At 54.3% G+C, this 24,333-nt stretch carries 22 protein-coding genes; 9 read left to right on the top strand and 13 right to left on the bottom strand.

Annotation, left to right across the window (positions count from 1 at the left end; genetic code table 11):
- Nucleotides 1-29: 29 nt before the first annotated feature.
- Together J3T92_RS07505 and J3T92_RS07500 are read left to right on the top strand one after the other, a co-directional pair.
- Nucleotides 30-857 carry an ABC transporter ATP-binding protein gene (locus J3T92_RS07505; protein WP_267400930.1) on the top strand — a complete coding sequence of 276 codons (828 nt, stop codon included), beginning with the start codon at nucleotides 30-32 and terminating at the stop codon, nucleotides 855-857.
- Between the two features lies 1 nt (nucleotide 858).
- A complete protein-coding gene (locus tag J3T92_RS07500) occupies nucleotides 859-1,410 on the top strand; it encodes an FMN-binding protein (RefSeq protein ID WP_267400832.1) in 552 nt (183 codons plus the stop codon).
- Between the two features lie 73 nt (nucleotides 1,411-1,483).
- Here the strand turns inward: J3T92_RS07500 and J3T92_RS07495 are convergent, their stop codons facing one another.
- The gene (locus tag J3T92_RS07495; RefSeq protein ID WP_267400830.1) at nucleotides 1,484-2,773 is read right to left on the bottom strand and encodes a class I SAM-dependent methyltransferase; all 1,290 of its coding nucleotides are present in this window, start codon (nucleotides 2,771-2,773) and stop codon (nucleotides 1,484-1,486) included.
- A 189-nt stretch (nucleotides 2,774-2,962) separates the two neighbouring features.
- Here J3T92_RS07495 and J3T92_RS07490 point away from each other — a divergent pair, with 189 nt between their 5' ends.
- Nucleotides 2,963-3,373: a DUF4186 domain-containing protein gene (locus tag J3T92_RS07490; RefSeq protein WP_267400827.1), complete on the top strand. Its 411-nt coding sequence runs from the start codon at nucleotides 2,963-2,965 to the stop codon at nucleotides 3,371-3,373.
- A 17-nt stretch (nucleotides 3,374-3,390) separates the two neighbouring features.
- Here J3T92_RS07490 and J3T92_RS07485 read toward each other — a convergent pair whose 3' ends face one another.
- The 6 genes from J3T92_RS07485 to J3T92_RS07460 form a co-directional block, all read right to left on the bottom strand.
- Complete coding sequence (locus tag J3T92_RS07485; protein WP_267400825.1) at nucleotides 3,391-4,389, bottom strand: hypothetical protein; 999 nt, start codon at nucleotides 4,387-4,389, stop codon at nucleotides 3,391-3,393.
- Between the two features lie 436 nt (nucleotides 4,390-4,825).
- Nucleotides 4,826-5,815: an ABC transporter permease gene (locus J3T92_RS07480; RefSeq protein ID WP_267400823.1), complete on the bottom strand. Its 990-nt coding sequence runs from the start codon at nucleotides 5,813-5,815 to the stop codon at nucleotides 4,826-4,828.
- Nucleotides 5,816-5,908: 93 nt separating this feature from the next.
- Complete coding sequence (locus J3T92_RS07475; protein WP_267400822.1) at nucleotides 5,909-7,426, bottom strand: sugar ABC transporter ATP-binding protein; 1,518 nt, start codon at nucleotides 7,424-7,426, stop codon at nucleotides 5,909-5,911.
- 2 nt (nucleotides 7,427-7,428) lie between these two features.
- Nucleotides 7,429-8,388, bottom strand: a complete 960-nt coding sequence (locus J3T92_RS07470) for an ABC transporter substrate-binding protein (RefSeq protein WP_267400820.1) — start codon at nucleotides 8,386-8,388, stop codon at nucleotides 7,429-7,431.
- 25 nt (nucleotides 8,389-8,413) lie between these two features.
- The gene (locus tag J3T92_RS07465; RefSeq protein ID WP_267400818.1) at nucleotides 8,414-9,508 is read right to left on the bottom strand and encodes a LacI family DNA-binding transcriptional regulator; all 1,095 of its coding nucleotides are present in this window, start codon (nucleotides 9,506-9,508) and stop codon (nucleotides 8,414-8,416) included.
- Nucleotides 9,509-9,653: 145 nt separating this feature from the next.
- Nucleotides 9,654-10,694 (bottom strand): LacI family DNA-binding transcriptional regulator, encoded by a 1,041-nt coding sequence (locus J3T92_RS07460; protein WP_267400817.1) that lies wholly within the window; start codon nucleotides 10,692-10,694, stop codon nucleotides 9,654-9,656.
- A 132-nt stretch (nucleotides 10,695-10,826) separates the two neighbouring features.
- On the opposite strand from J3T92_RS07460, the gene J3T92_RS07455 reads away from it, so the two are divergent.
- From J3T92_RS07455 to J3T92_RS07440, 4 genes are read left to right on the top strand one after another with little or no spacing between them, the layout of a single operon-like run.
- Nucleotides 10,827-12,113: an ABC transporter substrate-binding protein gene (locus tag J3T92_RS07455; protein ID WP_267400816.1), complete on the top strand. Its 1,287-nt coding sequence runs from the start codon at nucleotides 10,827-10,829 to the stop codon at nucleotides 12,111-12,113.
- 8 nt (nucleotides 12,114-12,121) lie between these two features.
- Nucleotides 12,122-13,075, top strand: coding sequence for a carbohydrate ABC transporter permease (locus J3T92_RS07450; protein ID WP_267400815.1), 954 nt, complete (start codon nucleotides 12,122-12,124; stop codon nucleotides 13,073-13,075).
- A complete protein-coding gene (locus J3T92_RS07445) occupies nucleotides 13,072-13,911 on the top strand; it encodes a carbohydrate ABC transporter permease (protein ID WP_024627049.1) in 840 nt (279 codons plus the stop codon). The genes J3T92_RS07450 and J3T92_RS07445 overlap by 4 nt, the downstream gene beginning before the upstream one ends.
- A gap of 29 nt (nucleotides 13,912-13,940) precedes the next feature.
- Nucleotides 13,941-16,088, top strand: a complete 2,148-nt coding sequence (locus J3T92_RS07440; RefSeq protein ID WP_267400814.1) for a beta-mannosidase — start codon at nucleotides 13,941-13,943, stop codon at nucleotides 16,086-16,088.
- 229 nt (nucleotides 16,089-16,317) lie between these two features.
- Here J3T92_RS07440 and J3T92_RS07435 read toward each other — a convergent pair whose 3' ends face one another.
- From J3T92_RS07435 to J3T92_RS07410, 6 genes are all read right to left on the bottom strand, one after another.
- Entirely contained in the window at nucleotides 16,318-17,976 is a 1,659-nt protein-coding gene (locus J3T92_RS07435) for an MFS transporter (protein WP_267400813.1), read from the bottom strand.
- A 176-nt stretch (nucleotides 17,977-18,152) separates the two neighbouring features.
- On the bottom strand, nucleotides 18,153-19,061 hold the full coding sequence (locus J3T92_RS07430) for a 3-hydroxyacyl-CoA dehydrogenase (RefSeq protein ID WP_267400929.1): 909 nt from the start codon (nucleotides 19,059-19,061) through the stop codon (nucleotides 18,153-18,155).
- 86 nt (nucleotides 19,062-19,147) lie between these two features.
- Nucleotides 19,148-19,357 (bottom strand): hypothetical protein, encoded by a 210-nt coding sequence (locus tag J3T92_RS07425; RefSeq protein WP_267400812.1) that lies wholly within the window; start codon nucleotides 19,355-19,357, stop codon nucleotides 19,148-19,150.
- Entirely contained in the window at nucleotides 19,358-19,753 is a 396-nt protein-coding gene (locus tag J3T92_RS07420) for a VOC family protein (RefSeq protein WP_220236505.1), read from the bottom strand. It lies immediately after the preceding gene.
- 118 nt (nucleotides 19,754-19,871) lie between these two features.
- Entirely contained in the window at nucleotides 19,872-20,405 is a 534-nt protein-coding gene (locus tag J3T92_RS07415; RefSeq protein WP_220236504.1) for a DUF4411 family protein, read from the bottom strand.
- Nucleotides 20,402-21,571 carry an ImmA/IrrE family metallo-endopeptidase gene (locus J3T92_RS07410; RefSeq protein ID WP_267400810.1) on the bottom strand — a complete coding sequence of 390 codons (1,170 nt, stop codon included), beginning with the start codon at nucleotides 21,569-21,571 and terminating at the stop codon, nucleotides 20,402-20,404. The genes J3T92_RS07415 and J3T92_RS07410 overlap by 4 nt, the downstream gene beginning before the upstream one ends.
- A gap of 702 nt (nucleotides 21,572-22,273) precedes the next feature.
- Here J3T92_RS07410 and J3T92_RS07405 point away from each other — a divergent pair.
- A complete protein-coding gene (locus tag J3T92_RS07405) occupies nucleotides 22,274-23,611 on the top strand; it encodes an ABC transporter substrate-binding protein (protein ID WP_267400809.1) in 1,338 nt (445 codons plus the stop codon).
- A gap of 213 nt (nucleotides 23,612-23,824) precedes the next feature.
- A partial coding sequence (locus J3T92_RS07400; RefSeq protein WP_416378911.1) for a carbohydrate ABC transporter permease occupies nucleotides 23,825-24,333 on the top strand: 509 nt, incomplete at its 3' end.

Genomic DNA, 24,333 nt, shown 5'->3' with positions numbered 1-24,333 from the left:
AGGCGAGCGAGTCCCAGTCAGGCGGCGGCATGCTGCTGGACCTGGACCATGTATCCAAGATCTACGGCGATCTGCATGCCTTGGATGATCTGAACCTGAGCGTCCCGCAAGGTCAGTGGCTGGCCGTAGTGGGGTCTTCCGGCTCAGGCAAGACCACGCTGATGAACATTCTGGGCTGCATGGATACGCCCAGCCGCGGCTCGGTCCGTCTGCAGGGGCGGCCGCTGGAGGATCTGAGCCAGTCCCAGCTGGCCGATGTGCGCAAGAACGTGATCGGCTTGGTCTTCCAGAAGTTCTACCTGGTCCCGCATCTGACTGCCCTGGAGAATGTCATGGTGGCCCAGTACTACCACTCGGTGGTGGATGAGGACCAGGCCCTGAAGGCCTTGGACCGGGTGGGTCTGGCGGATCGAGCCCGCCACCTGCCCAGCCAGCTTTCGGGCGGTGAGCAGCAACGGGTCTGCGTGGCCCGGGCGCTGATCAATGAGCCCAAGCTGATTCTGGCTGACGAGCCCACTGGCAACCTGGACGAGGCCAATGAGCGGATCGTGCTGGACCTCTTTAGGCAATTGCATGACCAAGGAACCTCCCTGATCGTGGTCACGCACGATGCTCTGGTGGCCTCATGCGCCCAGCGGGAGATCATGCTCAACCACGGGGTGCTGGCCGGTGAGCAGTGGAATGATGAGGAGGCCAAGCAGGCCTACCTGGCAGCCGGAGGCCGGCCGGCCTTCAGCGGGGCTCCTGGCGACACCGGTGACCAGGATATTCCCGTGGGCTTCCATGACCCCACTAAAATGGCCAAGACAGGTGGGTCTCTGCTGGGATCGGCCGCTGAGTCAGAAGGAGAACGCTGAGATGGCCACAAGCAAGTCTCGGGGGCTGGTCACGGCCTCGGCAACATTGGCGACCCTGGTGGCGGTCGGCTCCCTCCTAGGCGGCTGCGGAAGCCAGCAGGCCAAGCCCATGGACGACGAGTTCGCCGGATCGGGCGCCGAGTCCAGCTCTGCTCCAGGGTCGGCTGAAGGTTCTGGCGCAGCTGGTGAGGGCAATCCCACGGCCGTCTCCCGTGATGGACTGCCGACTGCTCCGGCAGACACGGGCAACTATCACGACGGCACCTACGCCCTGACGGGCAAGTACGGGCATGACGGGGCTGACAGTATTGATGTGGATCTGGACCTGTCGGGAGGCCAGGTGAGCCGGGTCCGGGTCCAGGGCCATTCGGACTCGCCCATCTCGCGTGGCCACATGGAACGCTTTGCTCGGGCAGTGCCTGGTGTGGTCCAGGGACGCCCGCTCAAGGACCTGAAAGTGGACAAGGTGGCTGGGGCCAGCTGGACCTCGGACGCCTTCAACAAGGCTCTGGATCTGGCTCGGTTGGAGGCTTCGGCGGAAAGGTCGTCCTGAGAGCCAGGCTGTAAGGGTGGCGGAAACAAAAAGGGCGAGGAGTCGAGTCCTCGCCCTTTTCCAGACCTTTATGCTACCGATCCCACCAGGGCCGCAGGGGGTAGGTGTCCGTGCCGGTCTCAGGATCGGGCTTGATGCACTGGAACTGGTGTATCTGAATGTTGTCGAGCTCGAAGTTGAGCCGCGCGCCGGCCATGTACAGGCCCCAGAGCCTCGCCTTGGGCGCGCCCACCATAGGCTTGGCCTGGTCCCAATGCTCCTGGAGGTTCTCAGTCCAGTGCTTGAGGGTCAGCGCATAGTGCTGACGCAGGTTCTCCTGGGTGATGACCTCGAAGCCGGTATCCTGGATGGCCAGTTCGATCTCGGCTGGGCTGGCCAGCTCGCCGTCGGGGAAAATGTAGCGGTCGATGAACCCGCCCGCCCGCTTGTGGTCGTGGGAGTTGGTGCGGGTGATCTGGTGGTTGAGCAGGATGCCGCCTGGACGAAGCTTGTCCATCATCTCCTTGAAGTAGGAGGGGTACTGCTTGTAACCCACATGCTCCATCATGCCGATGGAGCAGATCCCGTCGAAGCCGGACTCGGGCACGTCGCGGTAGTCCATCAGCCTGACCTCGGCCAGATCCTGCAGACCCTCCTGGCGGATCCAGTTCTGGGCCCATTCGACCTGCTCCTCAGCCAGAGTCACGCCGATGACGTGGATGCCGCGGCGGGCGGCCGCGATCTCCATGGAGCCCCAGCCGCAGCCCACATCCAGCAGACGGTCGCCCTTGTTCAGGCGCATCTTGTCCAGGACCATGTTGAGCTTATGCCACTGAGCGTCCTCCAGGCTGTCGTCCTCCTTCTCGAAGACAGCACAGGTGTAGGTCATGGAGGAGCCCAGGAAGAGCCGGTAGAAGTCGTTGGACTGGTCGTAGTGGTAGCTGACCGTGGCTGCGTCGCCCCGGCGGGTATGGGGGCGGATGCCCTCGGTCAGTCGCTTGGCCAGGGAAGGCCCCTCAATGGCGGGTGGCTCGGGTACACGCACTCCATGCGAGAAGACGGCCCCAGCTGCCCGGGCCAGATCCAGCTTGCTGGGGTGCTTGACGAAGTGCTTGAGGCCCATCAGCTCCTTGAGGACTTGGTAGGGGTTGCCTGGCAGCAGCTCGGGAGAATCCAGGTCGCCTTGCAGGTAGGCCCGGGCCAGACCCAGATCATTTGGATTTTCCGCGATGTAGTACATGGCACGGGAATTCTTGACTTCCAGATGCAGCGGCGCTTGCTCTTGCCCGAAGACCGACCCGTCGAAGGCGGTCACCTGCACAGGTGCGTCAGGGGTGAGGAAGAGCCCGATCATTTCGGCTACAGTCATCTTGCTTTTGGCCATGAAGCCCCCTTGTGTGACCCGGACATGACCGAACATGGCGGGTCTGGTAGTTAGTGGATACAAGTACTGTCTTCACCCTACCCCTGACACTGGTCCCTATCGGTGTCATGTTCGGTGAATTATTCCGCATGGGAAACCTTGCCTGGGTACAGACTCTTTGGTAAGGCTGAACATGGAGGCGAGCAGGAAATGACCAGTAGCGGATCAGCGTCGGCCCGGGCAGATGAGGCCTGGATTCAGGACACGCTTGCCAGGTTGGGGCATTCGCGCTTCCGCGCTGGATTCTCTTTATCGGCCAAGGATCGCGCCTACGCCCGTGCCAAGGGCAGGGATACCATCGACCGCCACGCCCATGAGATGCTGGCCAAGCGTGTGGGGCCTGCCCACCCTTTGAAGGACGGCAAGCAGACCCCCTACCGCGGGCATCCGGTCTTCACAGCCCAGCATGCTACGGCCACCTGCTGCCGGGGGTGCATCGAGCGCTGGCATCGTATTCCGCGAGGCCGGGCTCTGACCGATGCAGAGGTTGATGCCCTGGCCAGTCTGGTCATGGCCTGGATCGAGCGGGATCTGGTCAATCATCCGGTCCGTCCGGCCTGACGGACCGGATGATTTAGTCAGGAGGCTTGCTTCTGGACTTGTATGTTTGTCTGAGTCTCCAAATCAGCTCTTTCCCGCCAAGATTGAGCATAGTTACCATAGATGGTGCGGATCCGAGTACCTACGGGCAGGGCTGGAGATTCATTCTCTGTATTGGTTCCCCAGTTAACCCAGCCAGACTGTGGCCGTTGGACGATCTGAAAGCCGCCTGATGGTTGTGATGTCAGCCAGATCATGCATCGCCCGTTGCTGCTGTTGAATTCTGCAGTGCAATCAGCGGCCCCGGGGAAGATGGTTTGGTCTTGCAGGGATGAGACATCAATTGCCTGACTTGGCATGTGCCATGGACGTTCATTTGCATCGGCGGCCACATGTGCCTGGTCGGTCACCTGAGCCAGATGCTCTCGTATCTGTGCATCGGTGAGAGCGTGCTCCCAGTATGAGAACAGCCGCCAGTACAAATCCCAGTGTGCATTGGTCAAATCCCTGTCCAGAAGATTGCGGAAGTATGCGAATCTTGCTGGTTCTTCCTGGTGGTTTTCCTGGTTCTTGGCCTCGTTGATGATGGAAGCCACCTCTTGCTTCAACAGGGCTGCATAGGGATCGCCTTCTCTGTAAGGGGTGCGGTTATAGGAATCAAAGCGGTCAAAGACCAGTCCTCCTTCGCCGCTTTCAAATTCATCCCCGACTGTGATGCGATCCAGAGCACAGCGCCCGTTGACTTCAGTTTCAAAGTGATCCACTTGGTATCGGCGGTCGAAAAAGTCGACATCACGGTAGAAAGTAAATTCAACCGAGAAGGATTTGCCGCGTAGCTCTGGACGGAGACCATCCGGGATGCGTCCGCTGAGCAAATAGCGGTGCATGACCGGTCCGCATTCTTCAACCGTTACGTGTGCCACCATATGTTCAGTCGGGTTGACGAGCCCATTCTCAGGGGTGAAGAATGGCCCATAGAAACCGCCTAGGGCGTTGTTGCCGCTCTTAAGCAGGTCGACTTGCTCCTCCTTGCTCATGAAGTGCCGAATTCCCCACTTGGATGCGCCTTCTCCTGATCCTGTGCCTCTGCATAGTTCGAGATCGAAGTATCCGGTATCCAGCCTGCATACGGCATCACGCTCGTGAACTGAATGTATTGACCTGATACCTCCGGTGGCTTCAGACGATCCGGATGTGGGCCTAGTTGCGCTTTCCGGCTCATATGATGAATCGTCAAAGACTATAATTTGGTCGTCATGCGGTTCTACTATGCCCAGATAGACCGAGTTTTCGGGCGTGCCCTCCCCAGCCAGGCGTTGAAAGGGGACAGCACCTTCTTGCTCGACTTGAGCAGTCAGAATCGGCTGGTTGATTGAGCTGGGCAGACGTATCCGAATCGGTCTGGGGCCCGAGTGTGCTGGTCCGGAATAGTGAATCTGATAGCGTGCGGATATACTCATGGCTGTTGCCTCCTTATGCGTCTATGCTGGCCGCTCTTCTCCTTAGGAAGGAGAATGAGAAGGAATTCTGTTTCATTCCATCAATCAGGACTGCAATGATGATGACTACGCCTTTGATCAGCTGCTGAGTGAAGAATGGCACATTCATCAGCACGAGACCGGTTGTTAAGACTCCGAAGATGACCGAACCGATGACAGTGCCTGATATGCGTCCTTTGCCTCCAGCGAGTGAGGTGCCGCCGAGTACCGTTGCAGCGATGGCATCCATTTCATAGCCATTGCCAGCCGTCGGCTGTGCCGATACGACCCTGGCGGCGAAAATGCAGCCTGCCAGACCGGCGCATAGCCCGGCGATCAGGTAGACGGACATAAGGACTGACTTGACATTGATGCCTGCCAGCCGGGCGGCTTCTGGATTGCCTCCTACTGCGTAGACATGAGCTCCATACCGTGTTTTGTCCAGGACCACCCACATGACCAGGTATACGACGATCATGATGATGAAGGGGATCGGGATGTGCCAGATATATCCGTTGCCGATAGCTCTAAAAGACAGATTGTTGTCAACAATAGGCAGTCCGCCGGTGATCGTGTATGCCAGTCCTCTCAGGAATGTCATAGTCCCGAGAGTGACGATGAAAGCGGCCAGGTTGCAATAGGCAATCAGCAATCCATTGACGAGTCCCGCTATTGCCCCAACGATGATGCCAAGGGATACGGCAATCAAAGGATTCATGCCTGAGCGGGCTGCCAGTACAGCCACACATCCGCTGACAGCGATTGTCGAGCCCACAGAGAGGTCGATGCCGGCCGTGATGATCACCAGCGTCATGCCTGCCGCCAGAATGGCGTTGATGGATATGGCCCTGGCTACGTTGAACAAATTGCTCAGCGTGCCAAAATTTGGCGCCTTTACCAGCATGAAGAGTATGAGCAGCAAGAGGACGAAGGGCATGCCAACCTTCTCCCAGATTGCCGCAATATTGACGTTTTTGCCTTTCATAATGCTTCTTTCATGTTTCAAGTTACGGTTGCCGGTTTCCCGAACGATGCATACGGACGGTGGATCGGAACCATGTGTTTGCTGTCTTATAAGTCAGTCGAGCAACTGCGGCTTGCTCACCCCGGTGGCATACGACATTACGTTTTCCTCAGACGCTTCTGATGCTGGAATATTGGCCACCACCTCGTTCTGCCGGACCACTAGAATCCGATCACTGACTCCCAATACCTCAGGTAGATCAGAGGAAATCATCAAGATTGCCTTCCCTGCTTTTGCGAGGGAATTGATCAAGCCATATATCTCCTGTTTGGCGCCCACATCTACCCCTCGGGTTGGCTCGTCAAGGATGAGCAAGTCCGATTTCTTGAGCAGCCATCGGGCTAGAACGGCCTTCTGCTGATTGCCACCGGACAAATTGTTGATCTCGGTATGCTCCATGGTCTGGTCGATGTTGACCTCCTGCATGATGTTCCGAACGGATGCCCGCATCTTGCCCTTGCGTAGAAGATGCAGATATTGGAACTGATCCAGTGATGAGATGGCGATATTTTCTTCGACGCTCATGACGGGGAAGATGCTCTGGGTCTTTCGGCTCTCCGGCAGGTAGGCTACTCCATGATTAATTGCCGATTTTGGAGAGTGGAAAAGAACCTTGTTCCCCTGAAGCCGGACGCTGATGGAGGCGCAGCGGTCGGCGCCAATTATGGCACGCGCCATTTCTGTCCTTCCGGCGCCGACCAGCCCGGACATGCCCACAACTTCGCCGGCGTGGACGTTGAATGATACAGGCTGGTCGTCTTCCTTGATTCTGAGATTTTCGACCCTCAGAACCTCGGCGCCTTTCTGTCGGGCATCGTGCTCATAGAGTTTTTCAACCTTTCTGCCGACCATTTTGGATACGACCTGAGATTGGTCGACCTGGGAGAGCTTGTCGGCCAACACAGTCTGGCCATCACGGAGCACGGTAATTCGATCAGCCAGACGCCAGACTTCCTCCATGCGGTGCGAGATGTAGATCAGTCCAGTGCCCTCGTCGCGAAGAGTACTGATCAGGGTGAACAGCTGCTCAGATTCGGCTTTCGATAGGGAAGCAGTGGGCTCGTCCAGAATGAGTATTCGGGCCTTCTGGGCGAGGGCCTTGGCTATTTCGACCATTTGCTGTTCGCCGATGCCTAGTTTGCCCAACTCCGTATTTGGATCGATGTCCGCCTTGATGACCTCAAGCTTGCTTCTGGCTTCATCCTTGAGGCGCTTTTTGTCTATCAGACCGTACCGCGTCTTTGGCTCTTGACCCAAGGCCAGGTTTTCGGCGACAGTCATGGTTGGCACGACATTGAGCTCCTGATGGATGATGGCAATGCCTTGATCCGTTGCCTGCTTGGGGGTTCGGATTTCAACAGGCTCGCCTTCGATGGCAATGGAACCGGAATCGAGGCTGAGGTTGCCTGACAGGATGTTCATCAGTGTCGATTTTCCTGCTCCGTTTTCACCCATTAGAGCCAGAACCTCATGGTCATAAAGGTTTAGGCTGACATTGTCAAGGACTGTTACACCCGAAAAGCTCTTGCAGATGTTCCGCAGCTCTAATAAGGCGGCTTTATTCTCAGACATGCTCACCACCCTTTGTACTTGTTGACGTTATCGCGAGTGATCATTTCGCTGGGAATCAGGATGGTCGTTTTCTTGGGTGTCTTTCCTTTGACCTTGTCTTGGGCGAACTTCACGGCCTGATCAACCATGGCCCTTGGATTCTGGGTTGCTGCACCAATGAAAGGCGAACCTGCCCGCTTGAGCTCGTCCACTCCTTGTGGGCTGGCATCGATGCCTGTGACGATGATCTGGCCCTGCCGCCCGGCTTGTTCCACAGCCAGGGCTGCCCCGAGGGCAGAGGGGTCGTTCATGCCGAAGATGCCCTGCACGTCCTTGTTGGCGGTGAGCATATCAGTGGTCACTGTCAACCCTGTGGCTCTATCGTTCTTTGAGGCCTGCTGGGCTGCCACTTTGATTCCAGGGTATTTCTTGAGCGCTTGCTTGCAGCCTTTGATCCTATCAGTGATGGTTTGAATGGGTGTTCCATCAACGATTAGGATGTTACCTTTGCCTCCCAGCTTCTCTGAGAGGTAAGAGCAGGAAAGTTGCCCAGCCTGTACGCCATCGGTTGTCACGATCGCATCAGCTCCTTTGGCTGGGGTGTCAACAGCCACAACGATTATGCCCGCGTCTCTAGCTCTCTTGATTGCCGGTTGCAGGCCGCTTTCATCGACGGCGGATACGATAATCAGATCCACGTTCTGCTCGATGAAAGCAGAGATTTGGTTATCTTGGGTAGCCAAATCGAGTTGGGCATCCTGAACGTTCAGACGTGCCCCGATTCGTTTTGCCTCCTTTTTTGCTTCCTTGTCCATGGAGGAGAAGAAGGGATTCGACATATCTTGGACCATCAGGCCAATGCTTTTGATTTCTGTGCGTTTTGGTGCAGACTGTCTGTCTTCGTCGCCATTGCTGCAGCCGGTTAGAGCGAGCGATGCGGCCAGAATTGCCACCATCGCAGTGACGATTTTCTTGGATCTCATAATTAATTTACCTTTCGCAAAACGGTCAGGCGGCCCCCGTTGGATACCTGCAACCGCACGATTCTCTGATCTTCAGTGATGCTTCAATCGTTTGATGGATGGGCCCCATCGTCATTTGCGGTTTCCCATCCGGTTTCGAATCGTCGTCACCTCCTTTTCTGTCTTGTTTCTGATCAATCAGTGCAAGAATGTGTTCAGCGGCCTTGGCGCCGATTCCATAGCTGTCTTCCGCAACCAGGGTGATGCGCGGTTTTAGCAGATCGGACCATATGAAGTCGTCGAACGCCACTAGTGCCAAATCATCGGGAACTTCAATTGCCCTTGCCTGCAGGGAAGTCATGATCCCCAGCAGTATTGGGTTGTTGCCGGCGATAATGACATCGGGCTGGAATTTGTCATGATCCAAAAACCCGTCGAGTGCTTTCCGTGTGGAGAACTGATCGTTGCCGCATTCTAGAACACGGATGGCGGCTCCGCATCGCGCAGCTGCTTGGCGGAGCCCTGATTCTCTGATATATCGGCTGTTCCAGACCGATGGGTAGATGACCAACAGCCATCGCTTGAAGTGATGCCCCGCCAGATGGCTCCCCAGTTTGTTCGAGGCATCCTTGTTATCTGTTGTGACATAGGAGAAGTCCTCGTGAGTTGATCCAGGAGTCGAATCGACGAAGACTACAGGCATCTTCCACTCCCGCAGCCGCTGCCGGGACGAATCGCTCAGTCCCAGGGTTGATATTATCCCTCCGGGTCGCGTTTCCAAGACATGCTGGAGCAGCAGGCTCTCGGCGGACTCTGAGTAGTGGCCGTCAATGGCGATGTCTGATATGAGCAGGTTTTCGCCCCGTATTTGGAATATGCTCTCGATTCCGCTAATCAGATCCAGGTAGTAGGGATTTGACATTCCTGCTGTAAGGAGACTGACCGAGTGGTGAAGTCCCTTGCGCAGATCCCTGGCATTGACGTTGGGAATGTAGCCCTTTTCTTTAGCGACTTTCAGTACGGCGGCACGTGTGGTTTTGGAGACCCCGCTTAGGTCGTTGATGGCCCTTGACACGGCATACACGGAAAGGTTCAGCTCGTCCGCAATGTCCTTCAAGGTAACGCCAGTGTGTTTCATCATCGAATCCTAAACGTTTATTATTGACAATACAAGAATATTATCAGGTTAATTTTGTTGGGTCAAGTTATATCTGGAGGCGGTGGGCGATGATGGCATCTTTCTAATGGTGCCGGGCCCTGCAGCCTTTTGCTGTTAACGAAGTGATTTACTGCCTCGGAGGTATCTCGCCTGAACCTCTGGCGATCAATTCAGTAGGAAGCAGGATGTGGCGGGGTTCGGCAGTTAAGCCATCGATGCGTTCGAACGCCATGTTTGCGGCTATTCGGCCGATGTTCTCAGGATTCTGCTTGATGACCGTGATTCCGGGATCAAGCATGTCAAACATATCGGCGTCATCGAAGCTGATGATTGCTATGCTCTTTTCCAATCCTCTTGTTCTTAGGGCGCGAATCACACCTCGAGCGATAAGGTTCTGTCCTGCAAAGATCGCGGTAGGCCGTTTGGCTCGTGCCCGGTCTAACAGTCTGCATGTGACGGTGTATGCTTTGCGTTCATCCATGTCGTCAACGAGGTCAATATTGTCCATCGGCAGATAGCTCTCCTTGATGGCAGCGAGGAAGCCTTTTCTCCGCTGGCTTACGGTATACACGTTTTTCTTGGCCCCTAGGTAGGCCATGTTCCTGTGCCCAATGGATAAAAGCGCTCGGGTTCCACTGATTGCACCGGCATAGTTGTCAGACATGACGGTGTCTGAAGGTAATCCCATAGAGGTGCTGTCGGCAAAGACGACGGCCAGTCCACGACGCATTTCGGGAATCAGGTAGTCCTGCGAGCTAGCGGCTGTGACCAGGATCAGTCCGTCTATCCGCCGGCTCAGCATTTCGTCCACGGTATTGGAGTCCCTGTCTTGATTACCGGTCAACGCCGAGGCCAGAACCAGGCTGGAGTGCTGCACGGCGACGCTGTCAATGGACCAGTGCACCGATGAGGAGAAGGGATTGGGTCTGGCTCCCAGCAGAACCCCGAGGGTTCTGCTGTGGCTTTTGCCACGTTTCAGATCGGCTGCATGCACGTCGGGCCGATAGTGCAGTTCCTTAATGGCCGAAAGGACTCGCTCCTTGGTTGTCGAAGATACATAAGGCTCTTCATTGATCACGCGGGATACCGTCTTTGGCGCGACTTGTGCAAGGGCCGCCACGTCCTTGATCGTGGGGTGGCTGTTCGCATTGCCACTGTTCTGTGTCATATCTAGCATTGTCCCCCGTGAATTGACAACGGTCTGTAATTAGTATAGTTTTACATATGTCAACGTTGTCAGACAACGTTGACATATAGTCACTATGAGGTGGCGTTGGTTACGTCCAATGAAGGAGAGACCATGAAACTATCATTCGCCAAGAGGGCATGCACCTGTGCAGTGGCTGTCCTATCCTTATTTGGTTTTGGGGGGTGCGGTTCTTCGCAACGGTCGGGTACCATCACTTGGCTCAGTGCGAGGCCCGCCAGTGAAGGAAGCATAAAAGCAATCAAGCAGATCGCTGATGAGTACGCGAAGTCGCATCAGGGTTTTAAGCTGGAGTTCCAGAACATCTCTGATCGACCTTCATATAACCAAAAGTTGAAAGTGCTGGCATCCAGTAACCGTTTGCCGGAGTTATGGGATGCCGATCCCGATCCGTACTTCGCCAAGCTTGTCAAGGACGGTCGTGCTGAAGATATTGGAAAACTCTACAAGGACATTGGCGTAACCAATCGCTTTTATCACATATCCACCAAATACCCGACAATGGCTGACGGCAGCCTGCACTTAATGACTTTCAACGCTAATGCGGAATACTTTTGGTACAACAAAGACGCCTTCCGCAAAGCAGGAATTGCAGAGGAACCTAAGACCTTTGACGAGTTGCTGACTGACCTTCAGAAGCTTAAGGACACGGGCGTTATTCCGATCGCTCTTGATGGCAAGGACCAGTGGCCTTTTTATAGGTTCCTGGGGATGATTCCATACAGGGAAACCGGCAATGAGTTCTTGGCCAAGCTCAAGGTCGGAAAGGAATCTATGGCCAGTCCAACTGGTCAAGCTGGAATTGCCTTCCTCCAAAAGATGTCAGCATATTTCCAGCCTGGCTTCACGAATTCGGATGCCACCGCCACCTTGAATCTGTTCAAGAGCAAGCGTGCTGCGATAACGTATGACGGTACTTGGAATCTTCCGTCATACGTTGACGATTCCGGCAATCTGAAATCGGACATCGGTTATTTCCGCCTCCCCATGCTTGGTAAAGGAGACAAGACTGCGCCCACGGACTTCTTTGCCAATTCGGGCATCGGTACTGCCGTCAGCAAGGGCAAGCTAACTCCCCAGCTGAAGGATTTTCTCAAATACCTATTTGACAAATACGGTGATGTGGCTTTGAACGATTATCGGGTCATTCCTTCGGTCAAGCCCAAAGGCAGCGTCAAGACCCCCCGCATATATCAGGACGTCCTGTCTGACATAGCCAAGGTCAACGATTATGCACAAGTTTGGGATGTGCAACTTGATGCAAATACGGTCAGTGTACTTGGACGACAGTGCCAAAGCCTGCTAGTGGACAATACCTCAACGGATGAGTTTGCGGCCAATGTCGACAAAGCCATCGCTCAATACAACAAGGCCAAGTGAAGGCGGATATGCAAAGATCTAATCCAGTGGATTCCATCCCGCCACGGATGGTGCGTCGGAGGCGGTCCTGGCCGGGTCATCCGTCCAGGGGGAACAGGGCCATCAGTTCGGTAGCGGCGTGGCCCTATTACCTGCCTGCGGTCATCATCTTTACGCTCATAGTGGTTGTCCCTATCATCTGGTCGTTCGGCGCGAGTCTGTTTGACTGGAATGGGATAGGAGCCATGCGATTCTCGGGCTTGGCGAATTTCAAACTGATGCTGACCGACAAGGTGTTCCGCGCGGCTTTCCTCAACACCATTTTCTTCACCCTTCTAGGTACCTGCGTTCAGATGCTTATGGGTTTGGTGATGGCCCTGTTGGTCTTGTGCATTGACCGATTTCGGACCATCATCAGAACGGTTTATTTCATTCCGTGCGTCATTTCCTCAGTTGCTGTCAGCCAGATCTTCGCCCAGATGCTGGCTGTCAATCCGCCGGGGGTTGTGCCGGCGGTAGGCAGTCTGTTCGGGCTGGCCCCTCACGCTCTGCTCTCGGATCCCCACTGGGCCCTCGTGTTGGTGACGCTTATCGATGCTTATAAGTTCGCCGGCATATACATGGTCATCTACTATGCAGCTCTGGAGTCAGTCGATGCCGAAGTGCTGGAAGCGGCACTGATCGACGGCTGCAATTGGTGGCAACAGCTCATCTACATAAGGGTGCCTCTAATCAGAGCGGTCTTGGAGGTGACGTTGGTGATGTTGGTTTCTGGATGCTTGAAGGGGTTCGATGTCTCCTATGTGCTTACTGGAGGCGGACCTGGTTCGTCCAGCGAGCTGGTGTCTACCTACCTGTACAAGACAATCTTCATATCCGGGAATTTTGGCTACGGTAGCGCCATCAGCATCTTCCTAGCGGTGGAGTGCCTGGTAACGCTTCTTATTCTGCGCCGCCTGTTCGGGAGAGGGGACAAAGCATGACTACGAAGCCAGGCAGGAAAACCAGGGGATTGGTATATGCGATTATCGCAGTTTTCGTTCTGGTGCAGATATACCCGATTCTTTGGGTCACGCTCTCTTCGTTGAAAAGCCCCGATGAGCTCGCAGATACCTTGGCTTATCAACTGCCTAAGGGTCTGTATCTGGGTAATTACGTGAGAGCCTTTGCCACGTCGGGTCTACTGCGATATTTGATTAACAGCACGATCGTTGCCGTGCTGACCATTCTGGTCACCGTCATGGTCGGAGCCCCTGCGGCGTTTGCCATTGAAAAGTTGCGGTTTCGGGGTGCGGATAAGGTGCTTTCCTATTTGCTGGTAGGACTTCTGGTGCCTTCATTCGCAGCTTTGCTGCCTCTGTTCGAAGTGTTTAACAAAATCGGCATTACGGACACCTATCTGGCCCTTATCATTCCGCAATTGGCTTTCAATCTGCCGATGTGCGTCTATCTGTATGCAGGATTCATGAAGGAGATACCGGATTCGTTACTGGAGGCCGCTCGTATCGATGGAGCCGGAACCTGGCAGATCTTTTCGAAGATCGTCATGCCGCTTTCCCGCAACACCACTGTGACTGTGGCGACCTACAACTTTGTCTTCATCTGGAATGAATTCGTATTTGCCAACACCTTTATGGTTCGCAGCGATATGAAAACCCTCCCGATAGGTTTGAACGACTTTGTCGGTATGTATGGACAGACCGACTTGGGAGCCACATACTCAGCAATAGTTGTGTCTATGATTCCGACCCTTATACTCTACTTCTTCCTGAATAGACAGGTTATTTCCGGCATGGTGGCCGGAGCGGTCCGTGGGTAAAGGCACTGGGAACAGAATTAAGGAAAAAAATGAACAAGCAATTGGACATCAGTAATGATTGGAGCGTTCTACAGGACGTCAATGATGTCGGTGAAAAATTGAAACTCTATGAGGATCGCGACTGTACGCAGGTCGGACCGCAGATATCAGAGTGGGAGCCGTTGCCGGCTCTGGAGCATCTCCAGTGTCTGTTGGATGAACAGCCTTATTGGGGACGCCGGCTGCGGTATTTCAATCAGGCGCCTTGGTGGTATCGTCGGCTCATTAAGCTTGATAATTCTGAGGCGGACGACAAGATTTTGCTGCGGTTCAGCAATGTCGATTACTTTTGCAAGGTGTGGATGAACGGGCAACTCCTTGGCTCCCATGAGGGCTACAGTGAGTCGTTCGTCTTTGATGTCAGCAATATCATACACTCCGGTACGAATATCCTGATGGTCAAGGTCTGGTCACCTTGGGATAGGCAGATAAGGAATGATGACGTTGAGAACCGTACCTATATGGTTGAAAGGAGATTGGTCAAAGGAACCTATGAGCATGATGACGGCCTTATAGCCCGTGACGTGAATCCCGTGGGCATTTACGGCAAGGTCACCCTATCGATTCATGAGTCTGCTTGTCTGGCTGAAGATCCGCGCCTGAGCGTGTGGATGGATGATCAGGGTCGTGGAAGAATAATCGTTAGAGGGAAAGTACTCGGTTGCGGTAATGATCATCCATCTGTGCTGAGAACCCTGGTGCGGGATCCAGTTGATGGCCGTGTGCTGCTTGACGCGGATAAGCAGGTCCAGGGACCTTTCGAGTTCAAAGCTGCCGTTGATGGCGTGACGCCTTGGTTCACTTGGGATCTGGGAGAACCGAAGCTCTATGACATGACATTGAGCTTGGACGGCGAACAGGTGGAAAGCCGGAAGATCGGATTCCGGAATGTCAAACTTGATCGTGATGAATCGACAACCCGGTTCGTGCTTAATGGAAAGCCCCTGTATGTGCGTGGGACATCCTATTTTCCTGATGTCTATATATCTCGAATGCACAGAATGCGGTACCTGCGTGATTTGCAGGCTATCAAAGTGGCTGGATTCAACTTGATCCGGGTGCATGTGCATGTCGAGAAGCCGGAATTGTACGATTTATGCGACCGCATGGGCATTGCCGTGATCCAGGATTCAGAATACAATTGGAACCAGCCCAGAACTTCTGAGTGGGCGGAAACGTTTGTACGGTTGTTTGTCAGTACCGTCAAAACCCTTGATAGACATGCCAGTGTTTTCAGCTGGATATGCCTTAATGAACCAGGCGTAGTGGATGTGCCGAAGGGCACACAGGGCACGGCTATGCAAGTGAGTCCAGGCCCTGCCATCTATCGGGAGGTCACTCGAACAGACCCGACTCGTCCCGTTATCAAAGGCTCGTATTGCGCTGATGATCTGACCAGCGGAGACACCCACAACTATACGGGATCGTTGGATACTCCTCCCACGTCATATACGTTGATTGACGGCACGAAAGAGAAGTTCAATACAGAATTTGGTTTCGACGCCCCCGGCTACTTTGAAAATTTGAGGAATCTCGGGACGTTGACAGAGCGTATAGCGGCCTTGGAGCCTTTGACAGGAACATTGCAACGTTATCAGACTGAGCTGCTCAAGTATTACATCGAGCACTATCGGTGTCAAAGAGCTGCACCCAATTGGGGATATGTACAGTTCATGTTCATAGACCTGTGCCCGCAAAGCTTCTACGGGCTGTTGGATTGGTGGGGGCAGCCGAAGCCTGCATACGAGGCGGTTGCCAGAATCAATCAACCCATAGGTGTTTTCTTGAATAGGTGCAGCAAGAAGGTTTCTGGATTGGTTGTTGTCAATGATTCCCCCAAAGATCTGAGTCAGGTCTCCATTACTTGGAGATTCGTGAATTTGCAAGGGCGCGAGGTGCTCAAAGGGAATGCGTCTATTTCACTTGCGCCTTTTTCAAGTGTTCAGATACAGGAGGTCTCAATTGCTTTACAGCAAAATGACGGCGACGATTTATCGGCCTATATGACCTTGTGTGATGAAGAAAAAAAGGTTCTGGCGTCAAACAGCTATGACAGTGTCTTCAGCCATCCTGAGCATCCGTCGGGCCATCCTGTAAGGCTCAGCCATGAGTTTGGAGTCCGACTGTATTCTGTTTGAACTGCAGCAAGAAAGTGGTGATGGAATCGAAAATGGCCGGTGGTCAGAAATGAAAATTACTTCGGGCCACCGGCCGAATTCTGTGCCTGTCGTATTCTCGACACGTTGACGGTGGGCGGAGTAGCCGAGTCGTTGTCTTATTCTCAAAGGGCGAGAAGGTCTCTTGTATATAGCTCAGACTGAGTTACCTAAACAGAACTTGGACGTTCATACGACTTGACTGCACCTGTTATTTCTTGTTCTTGTCTCCGGAACGGGGAATGCCCAGAAGTTTGCGCGTTTCGGCAGCCAGCTTTTTCGGCGTCTTACGCACGCCGCTCTCTTCGGCATCCTTGATGATGGTCTTCACGTCCAGGTCGGGGTTGCGGTCCTGGGTTGCCACCAAGTCGCGTGCCTCCTGTCGGTTGAGCACAGTAGGCAAGGTGCCGGGCATGGGGCGCCGGGCGGTCTCCGCCAGGAAGAGCACGGTAATAAGACCGCAGGTTGAGGTGAACATGATCCAGTAGGCAGGTGCCAGGGACTTGCCAGTCGCGGTCACCAGCCCTTCCATGATGACTGGCGCGGTCCCGCCGAAGACGGCTACGGCCAGGTTGTAGGACAGCCCCATGCCACCGTAACGGGAGGCCGTGGGGAAGAGGGCCGGCAAAGTGGAGGCAAGGTTGGCCACGAAGAAGATAACCGGGATGGCCAGCAAAACCAATCCGCCGAAAACGGCACCCGTGGTCTCGCGCTCCAGCAGATGGAAGGCCGGCAGGGATAGGCACAGTCCGGTCAGCGCTCCCATGAACAGCACCTTCTTGCGCCCGAAGCGATCGGAAAGGGCTCCGGTAATGGGGATGCAGCAGGCCACCATAAGCAGGACCGGCAGGGAGAGCAGGTTGGCCTGGGCCGTGTTGTAGTGCAGGGTGCCTGACAGGTAGGTGGGCATGTAGGCGGTCAGCGTGTAGCTCAGGGTGTTGGCCGCTGCCACCAGGATGAAGGCCATGAGCAGCTCCCGCCAATAGCCCCGGATCAGATCCAACAGGCCCTTGTGCTGGCTCTTGGTCTTCTCGTCGCTGGCATCCTGAGCTTGGCGGAAGGCGGGCGTGTCCTGGACCTTGGCCCGGAAGTAGACCGCGATGGCGGCCAGTGGGAGAGCGATGATGAAGGGGATGCGCCAGCCCCAGGCCAGCATGGCCTGAGGGGAAATGGAGAATTCCAGCAGGGAGACCAAAGCAGCCCCGAAAGCGTAGCCCAAGTAGGATCCTACATCCAGCAGGGAAGCGAAAAAGCCGCGATGCCGGTCAGGTGAGTATTCGGTGACCATGGTCGAGGCGCCCGCGTACTCGCCGCCTGTAGAGAACCCTTGGATCAGTTTGAGCAGGATGAGCAGGATGGGTGCCAGGGGACCGACGGCCGCATAGCTGGGCAGGAGGCCGATCAGCAGGGTGGCTGCTGACATGCTCAGCAGGGTGAAGGCCAGGATGCGCTGGCGGCCGACCTTGTCGCCCAGCTGGCCCAGGACCACGCCACCCAGGGGACGGGCGATGAAGGTGACAGCGAAGACGCCCAAAGAGAAGAGCCGTTGCACGGCATCGGATGCGTTGGATAGGAAGACGCGGCCGATGGTGACTGCCAGGTAGCCGTAGACCCCCACGTCGTACCATTCCATAAAGTTACCGACTACGGTGCCGGCGATGGCCCGCTTGAGGGTGGATCTGTCCACCACGTTGATGTCGGTCAGGTGCAGGCGCTCGCTCCAGCCCCGATGCTGCCGGGGGTTCTGTTTGCGGGCCTTGCGTTTTGCTGCGGCCTGCTGTTTCTTGATCTTCTTGGCTGTGTGCTTATCGCGCCGTTTCTGCTCGTGCTGACCGCTGTCCGCGGCCGAAATTATATCGTCCTCTGCCATTATTCCTTCTCCGGCCACCAGGCCGTTGTTCGTCTTTTCCGCCTTGTGATTTCCCTGTCTGCCTCTTCCTTTAGCGGTTTTCACAAAAATGTCATAAATATACAGCTTACCACGTCCCCTGTGGTAGGCCGCGAAGGACTGTGCTCCGGCCTCGCGGCCCACTGGCAGAATTTGATTCAGGATTTGAGGAATTCAGCGTCCCGGTAGTCGGGGTCAGGGTAGTGGTAGAAGCCTTGGCCTGTCTCCTCGCCCAGCTTTCCTTGGTCGATCATGGCCTTGAGCTTGTCCAGGAGGGGCCTGGCCTGAGGGTTGTCGTTCTGGCGCTGGCAGAGGATGTTGTAGGCGGTCCGGAGGCCGACCATGTCGTAGAAGCCGAAGGGGCCCTTGGGTGCGCCAGTGGCGATCATCCAGGTCTTGTCGATGGTATAGGGATCGGCCACATCGTGCGCCCAGAGCATGCCGGCGGCGCCCATGAGCGGCATCAGGAGCGTGTTGAGTACGTAGCCGGGCTGCTCTTTGTGCAGCTGGATGGGGACCATGCCGATCTGCCGGGCAAAGGAAACGATTTGGTCGTAGACGGACGGATCCGTTTGATCGGTGCCCATGATTTCAGCGGTGTTCATCAGCCAGATCTGGTTGGCGAAGTGCATGTTCAGGAATTTGTCTGGTCGGCCGGTGTCCTCCGCGAAGGTGCTGGGCACGTAGGTGGAGGAGTTGCTGGCGAAGATGGTCTTCTCGGGGGCCGCCTTGGCCAGGCTCCGGTAGAAATCATGTTTGATGGAGGGTTTCTCGGGGATGGCCTCGATGACCAGGTCGGCGTCCTTGACTGCTTCAGCCAGGTCAGAGCTGTAGCTCAGATTGTTCAGACCCGCATCGAACTGCTCGTCAGTGGCATTGATGTCCCTCTTATAGAGGTCGCGGAGGTTTCGGACGCGCTCCTCGGCGGCCGCCACAGCCTCGTCGTTGATGTCGTAGACCGTTACCTTCTTGCCCTTGAAGGCCGATTGATAGGCGATCTGGCTGCCTAGCACCCCACCGCCGGCTACTGTGACCATGTTGATGTTCGTCATGGAAACCCCTTTCATTTGTGGTACCCATCGTTGGATACGCTCTTTCATAGTAGAGCCAGGTCTTGGACGGAGCCAGGCCCACCGATGCGGCGGGAGGCCGATCAGGACTTGAGGCACCCTCCCTCTTCTTCGAAGATGCCATAAACGGTGCGCAGGCCGCCGGCTACAGCGACTTTCCCGATAGTCAGCATGAGCAGCTGGCTCCGTTGCAGGGAGATCAGCAAATGGGCCTCATTGCTGGCATGGGATTGTTCGTACGGGGCAGGGCCCAGACCTTCGTGGCTGCGGTTGCGCCCGCTTGCAGCGGGCATTCAGAGAATCTGGCAGAACTCGATGGTTTCCTGGTTGGGGCCGATGACGTTGAAGTAGCGGATTCCGTGCTGCCAGAAGGTGGGGATGGACTGGATGGAGTCCTCCCTGATGTTCAGCCCCATCTCCAGGGCGTGCTCGTAAGCGGCGTCGATGTCCGGCGTGTCCAGAGCCCAGTGGTTGATGGCTCCGGTGCGCATGGGCGCAGGTTCGCCCTCCCAGGTCTCGATGGTCAAGTGGCCCAGGCGCAGGAAGGCGCAGCGGTTCTCTCCGTTGGGGTAGATGCCGACCAGCTCGAACCCGAGTTTGTTGGTGTAGAAGTCGATGGTCTCGTCCAGATCGTGGGCGATCATGCCCGAGTGCTGCAAATCCTTGACGTAGTCCGACATTGGTCTCATGATGGCCGCTCCTTTGGTACCTTGATGCTGCGATGCTTCCTTACATCTACTCTAGGCGGTGGTGCGTCTGGAGATGAAGGCGAGAGAGAAAATGAAACAGGCTTTGCAGTCTGAATCTTCAGAAGCCTCCATCGTTCTGCATGAAGGTGAATAGGTTTTCGGTGCTGATCGAAAGCTGGGAGGCGACGGTCGGAATCTTGGGACGCTTCCACGGGCGATCTGATTCAGCTTGGGTTTGCTCGAAAGTGACGATAGTGGCACCGTAAAATTTCGCCGTAGCGATCAACCAGGGGTCGGCAATTTGTTTGTTAGCCCATTCACGAAATGCTGTGGATTTGTATCCATTTTCAGGTCTGGCGACCTGATTGAGCACTGCGCTATATGCTTGTATAATGCCATCCTCTTCCTCGCAGATGACCAGTAAGCTGTTTATGGCGTCCAACCAGGTATCGACTTCTGGGCAGTTGTGACCGTATACCTCGTCGCGAACTTTGTCGATGATTGCCACTCGGCCCGAGTTAACCAAATTATGTAGATGCTGCCAGAACGGTGCAGATAGAGTGAACTGAGGGTTGTAGTACCGGTTGTAGGGCTCAATCAGGCAGTTTGCATCGATAAGAAAAAGCGGATTCATAAGGAGTGGCTGCGTCATGAGATGGCTCTCTTCATGAGTTTGGAGAAAGTATCACCATTGGTGCCAGTGAGACGATAAGCATCCAGATATGTGGTTCTGCCCTCGGCTACGCTGCTCGCCATCCTTTCCAGAAAGCGAGAATCGAATCTGCTTAGTTTGTTTTTATAATAGTCTCCTCCGGAGTGCTGCTGATTTTCAGTTCCTTTTGACCAGGTTTGGGCGGCCTGGTTGCATTTCTGGAAGGTTTCCTGGCTGATCAGCTTATGCTCCAGGGCATGAAGGGCCAAAGTGGTGTGGGAAACAGGGAAGCATGCCTTCAGCTTTTTCATCCGTTCGTCCAATGTGGTGTCGTCCGGAATGCTCTGCCACGTTTCCAGGAAGTCTTCGTCTGGCAGCAATATGGCTGCCCCTACCTCATTGCAGACCTGTTCAAGCCTGGTGACTCCGGTGGGTAGGGCGGTGTCATTGTATAACTCATCTGCTCCCAGCCAAACATGTGCCAGCTCATGCACCAGGGAGAAGAGGCGAGCGGTTTCGGGTTCGTCGGTCCTGTTGATGAATATCAATGGGGCGTATGGGTCGATGAGCGCAAAAGCACGAAATTCTTTGGGGTCGAGTGGTCTACTGGTATTGTTGCCGACTACTCCGTTCTGCATGATGAGAATCCCGGTGCCCTCAGCGCGTTCGCGCAGCAGTTTGAAAGCCTTGGCCGAGTCATGCAGGCCGGATTTGCGATACCAATGCTCATCAATCTTCAGAGCTTGACGAATATCCTCTGCGATAAGGTTGCTGTCATCGTTGATGGTCCGGGAACCCACCTGTTTCAGTTGGGTTCCTTCATTATCGATACGGTCTTGTCTCGCCCAGTCCTGAATGGCAGTCATCTGGCCAATGGTGTCCACAAGATCTCGGGAAGGATGTCCTTGTGACTGCTGACTGCCAATAGTGCGTTTGGCATAGACAGGCGGCGTATCATCAATGGGCTCATCCATGAAGAAATAACCAAATGGCACGCGCAACTGGTTGCTGACGGTATGCAGCTGTGAGACAGTAGGGCGTTTGGTGCCCTGTCTCCAAGCATCAATATTCTGACGTTGGCCCTCGCTTAGTTGGTCTTCGGCGCCTATGGACATGACCCAATCGAGAATGGTGCGAGGAACATTGACACGTACTGTTTGAGCCATCGTTCCCCTTCCTATATCTCGAATCCTATCTGGCACTAGGCGCTATCGCTTACGTACGAGTATGTACGATGGCATTTCCTCGGCAGCTTTTGCAATCTATTATTCACGCCTGATGAGCGAAGGGCAAGATACGGGAATCAGCCTTGCGCTGGCCACTATCTTGCTTAGCGCAGTCTTTTAGACTTTTAGAAGACCGATTTGTTGAAAAACGCAATCAGATCATACCGGCACAGGTCCATATGAAAATATTGAGTGTCTTCAGACTTATCTACGTCCACAAGGTCGTTTACCCCCCCCCCCCCCCTAGATTCCTATGTGTGCCGGGAAGTCTGCTTTTTAGTCAACTTAGTCAAACGTTGTAATTAAGGACAAGGAGTTTTCTTGGAGCGACTGGCTTCAGAGGTTGACAGCCTAAATAACGCATACCTTTGTTGGATTGCCGCTAAAAGAATACGGTATTGGTTAGTTATTCTCTGTTTGTTCTGTATAGAAAGCTAGTGTCTTGTATCGGCTTTGTTCTCATTAATGAGGTGTGCTGTTTAGTGTGGTTTCAATCGGATGACGTAGTTGCGTATTAGCAGGCAAGTGCTAAAGTGTGGTTTAACGTCAAATCAACGTTGATGTTGAAGTTACCTCGTGAAGTCAAAAGTGATGTCGTTCATATAAGCGTCATGTGATTGCCGCTGGATTGCGGGAGGAACAATGATATCGGTAAAAAAGATACTGACGAGTGGAACAGTTGTGTTGTCGGTATTGGGTTTGGCTGCGTGCGGCGGCTCTCAATCCGGAGGAAAATCAAATGCCGAAGGGCCTACGGAAATTACCGTTTGGGCTTGGGAAAAGACATATCAAACTGTAATAAAGCCGTTTGAGGCCAAGTATCCCAATATTAAAGTCAAATTAGTCAATGTTGGGGTTGGCAATGATCAGTACAAGGCATTGAATAATGCCTCGGAGGCTGGCTCGGGTTTGCCTGATGTAGCCCAATTCAGCTATGAAGATCTTCCCGAGTTCCAGATTAAGCATATCGTCAAAGATATCAGTAAGTATGTTCCCAGCAATTTCAAGAATGACTATACAAAAGGAACATGGGCTTCATCGGCCATTAATGGTGGTATTTACGGGCTGCCGATGGACTCTGGCCCCATGGCTATGTTTTACAACAAGGAAGTTTTTGACAGGGCCGGCGTGAACGAACCACCGAAGACCTGGGACGAGTATTATGAGGCAGCCAAGAAAGTAAAGGCTGCTGGATCATACATTGAGGCTGATTCTGGCGATGCTGGATTCTTCAAATCCATGATATGGGCCTTTGGTGGTCATCCATATGATTATTCAAAAGATGGGCAAAATATAACGATTAATTTGTCCACTGATAAAGGGACTCAGCGGTTTTTGGAGTTTTGGCAGCGTATGTCTGATGAAAATCTGGTCAACAAAAAGCTGTCCGTATGGTCGGATGAATGGAATAGAAGCTTAGGAGATGGCTCTACTGCGGCGCTTTTGATCGGGGCTTGGATGCCGCCGAATTTGCTCTCCTCGGCGCCGCAGGCCGCTGGTAAATGGAGAGTTGCTCCCATGCCTGTGCTGCATGAAGGCGATAAGCATAATTCTGAAAATGGTGGGTCGGTACTGGCTGTGATTGATAAGACTTCCAAGGCTGATGCCGCCTACAAATTCGTAGAATATGCCTCTCACGACCGTGAAGCTATTAAATTGCGTGTTGGAGCTGGGGCATTCCCTGCGGATACCAAAACTTTGGCGGACAAGCAGTTCTTGGATTCAACATCCGTCAAGGGAGGCGACGGCAAGGCTGTTGAGTACTTTGGTGGGCAAAAGTTCAACGAAGTATTGTCGCAGGCAGCAAAAGATGTCGATCCTAATTTCAAGAATATACTGTTTAATGTTTATGCAAGCAGCATCTATGGCGACTATGCATCTAAGGCTTATTATGGACAATCTACCTTTAAGCAAGCAATTACCGATTGGCAGAATAGCTTGAAAAAATATGCAAGTCAGCAGGGCTTCACAGTTAAATAGCCATTAGCATACGTACACAATATTTTGCCGTTCTCGACAGAAATGCTTGTCTGTATGTAAACATTTCTGTCGAGAGACGGCCAACCGCGTTGGTGTTTTGAGTTTGTTGAAAAGGGTCAAGATATGGGTACGGGAGTTGTAAGCGCAAGCGGTCATACGGCATCGGTGCCACAGCGTCCGCGGACGGCTGCTCGTTGGCGTGGTTGGTTGTTTATGGGGCCGTTTGCGGTGGTGTTTGTGGTGGTGTTTGTGGTGCCGGTGGTGTATGCGGTGTGGATTTCCTTGTTTCAGCATCGTATGGTGGGGGGGACGGTGTTTGTTGGTTTGGCGAATTATCGTCGTCTGTTGGCTGATGGGCAGTTCTGGTCGTCGGTGCGCCGGGTGGTGGTGTTCACGGTGGTGCAGGTGCCGGTCATGTTGTGTTTGGCGGCGTTGATGGCCCTGGCCTTGGATTCGCTGCGTCTGCATGGGATGCGGTTCTTCCGTATTTCGACGTTCCTGCCGTATGCGGTGCCGGCGGTGGTGTCTGCGCTGGTGTGGGGGTTCATGTATGGGGCGAAGTACGGGCTGGTGGGCTCGTTGAACGCGTGGCTGGGCACGCATTTGGACGTGCTGCAGCCGTCGGTGCTGCTGGCGGCGATCGGGAACATCAACACGTGGGAGTTCACGGGGTATAACATGCTGATCTTCTATTCGTCGCTGTCGACGGTGCCGCGCTCCCT

It is taken from the genome of Bifidobacterium sp. B4081 (assembly GCF_026537335.1).
Lineage (GTDB): Bacteria > Actinomycetota > Actinomycetes > Actinomycetales > Bifidobacteriaceae > Bombiscardovia.
Note: the sequence above shows the minus strand (reverse complement) of the source record. Positions and strands in the feature narration are given on the sequence as shown.

Bases quoted from the DNA above. Each gene is read 5' to 3' on its own strand.
- J3T92_RS07415 (WP_220236504.1), bottom strand. From the start codon at position 20,405: ATGACGCAGCCACTCCTTATGAATCCGCTTTTTCTTATCGATGCAAAC.
- J3T92_RS07480 (WP_267400823.1), bottom strand. From the start codon at position 5,815: ATGAAAGGCAAAAACGTCAATATTGCGGCAATCTGGGAGAAGGTTGGC.
- J3T92_RS07505 (WP_267400930.1), top strand. From the start codon at position 30: ATGCTGCTGGACCTGGACCATGTATCCAAGATCTACGGCGATCTGCAT.
- J3T92_RS07420 (WP_220236505.1), bottom strand. From the start codon at position 19,753: ATGAGACCAATGTCGGACTACGTCAAGGATTTGCAGCACTCGGGCATG.
- J3T92_RS07450 (WP_267400815.1), top strand. From the start codon at position 12,122: ATGCAAAGATCTAATCCAGTGGATTCCATCCCGCCACGGATGGTGCGT.
- J3T92_RS07485 (WP_267400825.1), bottom strand. From the start codon at position 4,389: ATGAGCAAGGAGGAGCAAGTCGACCTGCTTAAGAGCGGCAACAACGCC.
- J3T92_RS07440 (WP_267400814.1), top strand. From the start codon at position 13,941: ATGAACAAGCAATTGGACATCAGTAATGATTGGAGCGTTCTACAGGAC.
- J3T92_RS07445 (WP_024627049.1), top strand. From the start codon at position 13,072: ATGACTACGAAGCCAGGCAGGAAAACCAGGGGATTGGTATATGCGATT.
- J3T92_RS07500 (WP_267400832.1), top strand. From the start codon at position 859: ATGGCCACAAGCAAGTCTCGGGGGCTGGTCACGGCCTCGGCAACATTG.
- J3T92_RS07475 (WP_267400822.1), bottom strand. From the start codon at position 7,426: ATGTCTGAGAATAAAGCCGCCTTATTAGAGCTGCGGAACATCTGCAAG.
- J3T92_RS07460 (WP_267400817.1), bottom strand. From the start codon at position 10,694: ATGACACAGAACAGTGGCAATGCGAACAGCCACCCCACGATCAAGGAC.
- J3T92_RS07470 (WP_267400820.1), bottom strand. From the start codon at position 8,388: ATGAGATCCAAGAAAATCGTCACTGCGATGGTGGCAATTCTGGCCGCA.
- J3T92_RS07435 (WP_267400813.1), bottom strand. From the start codon at position 17,976: ATGGCAGAGGACGATATAATTTCGGCCGCGGACAGCGGTCAGCACGAG.
- J3T92_RS07465 (WP_267400818.1), bottom strand. From the start codon at position 9,508: ATGATGAAACACACTGGCGTTACCTTGAAGGACATTGCGGACGAGCTG.
- J3T92_RS07455 (WP_267400816.1), top strand. From the start codon at position 10,827: ATGAAACTATCATTCGCCAAGAGGGCATGCACCTGTGCAGTGGCTGTC.
- J3T92_RS07430 (WP_267400929.1), bottom strand. From the start codon at position 19,061: ATGAAAGGGGTTTCCATGACGAACATCAACATGGTCACAGTAGCCGGC.
- J3T92_RS07490 (WP_267400827.1), top strand. From the start codon at position 2,963: ATGACCAGTAGCGGATCAGCGTCGGCCCGGGCAGATGAGGCCTGGATT.
- J3T92_RS07405 (WP_267400809.1), top strand. From the start codon at position 22,274: ATGATATCGGTAAAAAAGATACTGACGAGTGGAACAGTTGTGTTGTCG.
- J3T92_RS07495 (WP_267400830.1), bottom strand. From the start codon at position 2,773: ATGGCCAAAAGCAAGATGACTGTAGCCGAAATGATCGGGCTCTTCCTC.
- J3T92_RS07425 (WP_267400812.1), bottom strand. From the start codon at position 19,357: ATGCCCGCTGCAAGCGGGCGCAACCGCAGCCACGAAGGTCTGGGCCCT.
- J3T92_RS07410 (WP_267400810.1), bottom strand. From the start codon at position 21,571: ATGGCTCAAACAGTACGTGTCAATGTTCCTCGCACCATTCTCGATTGG.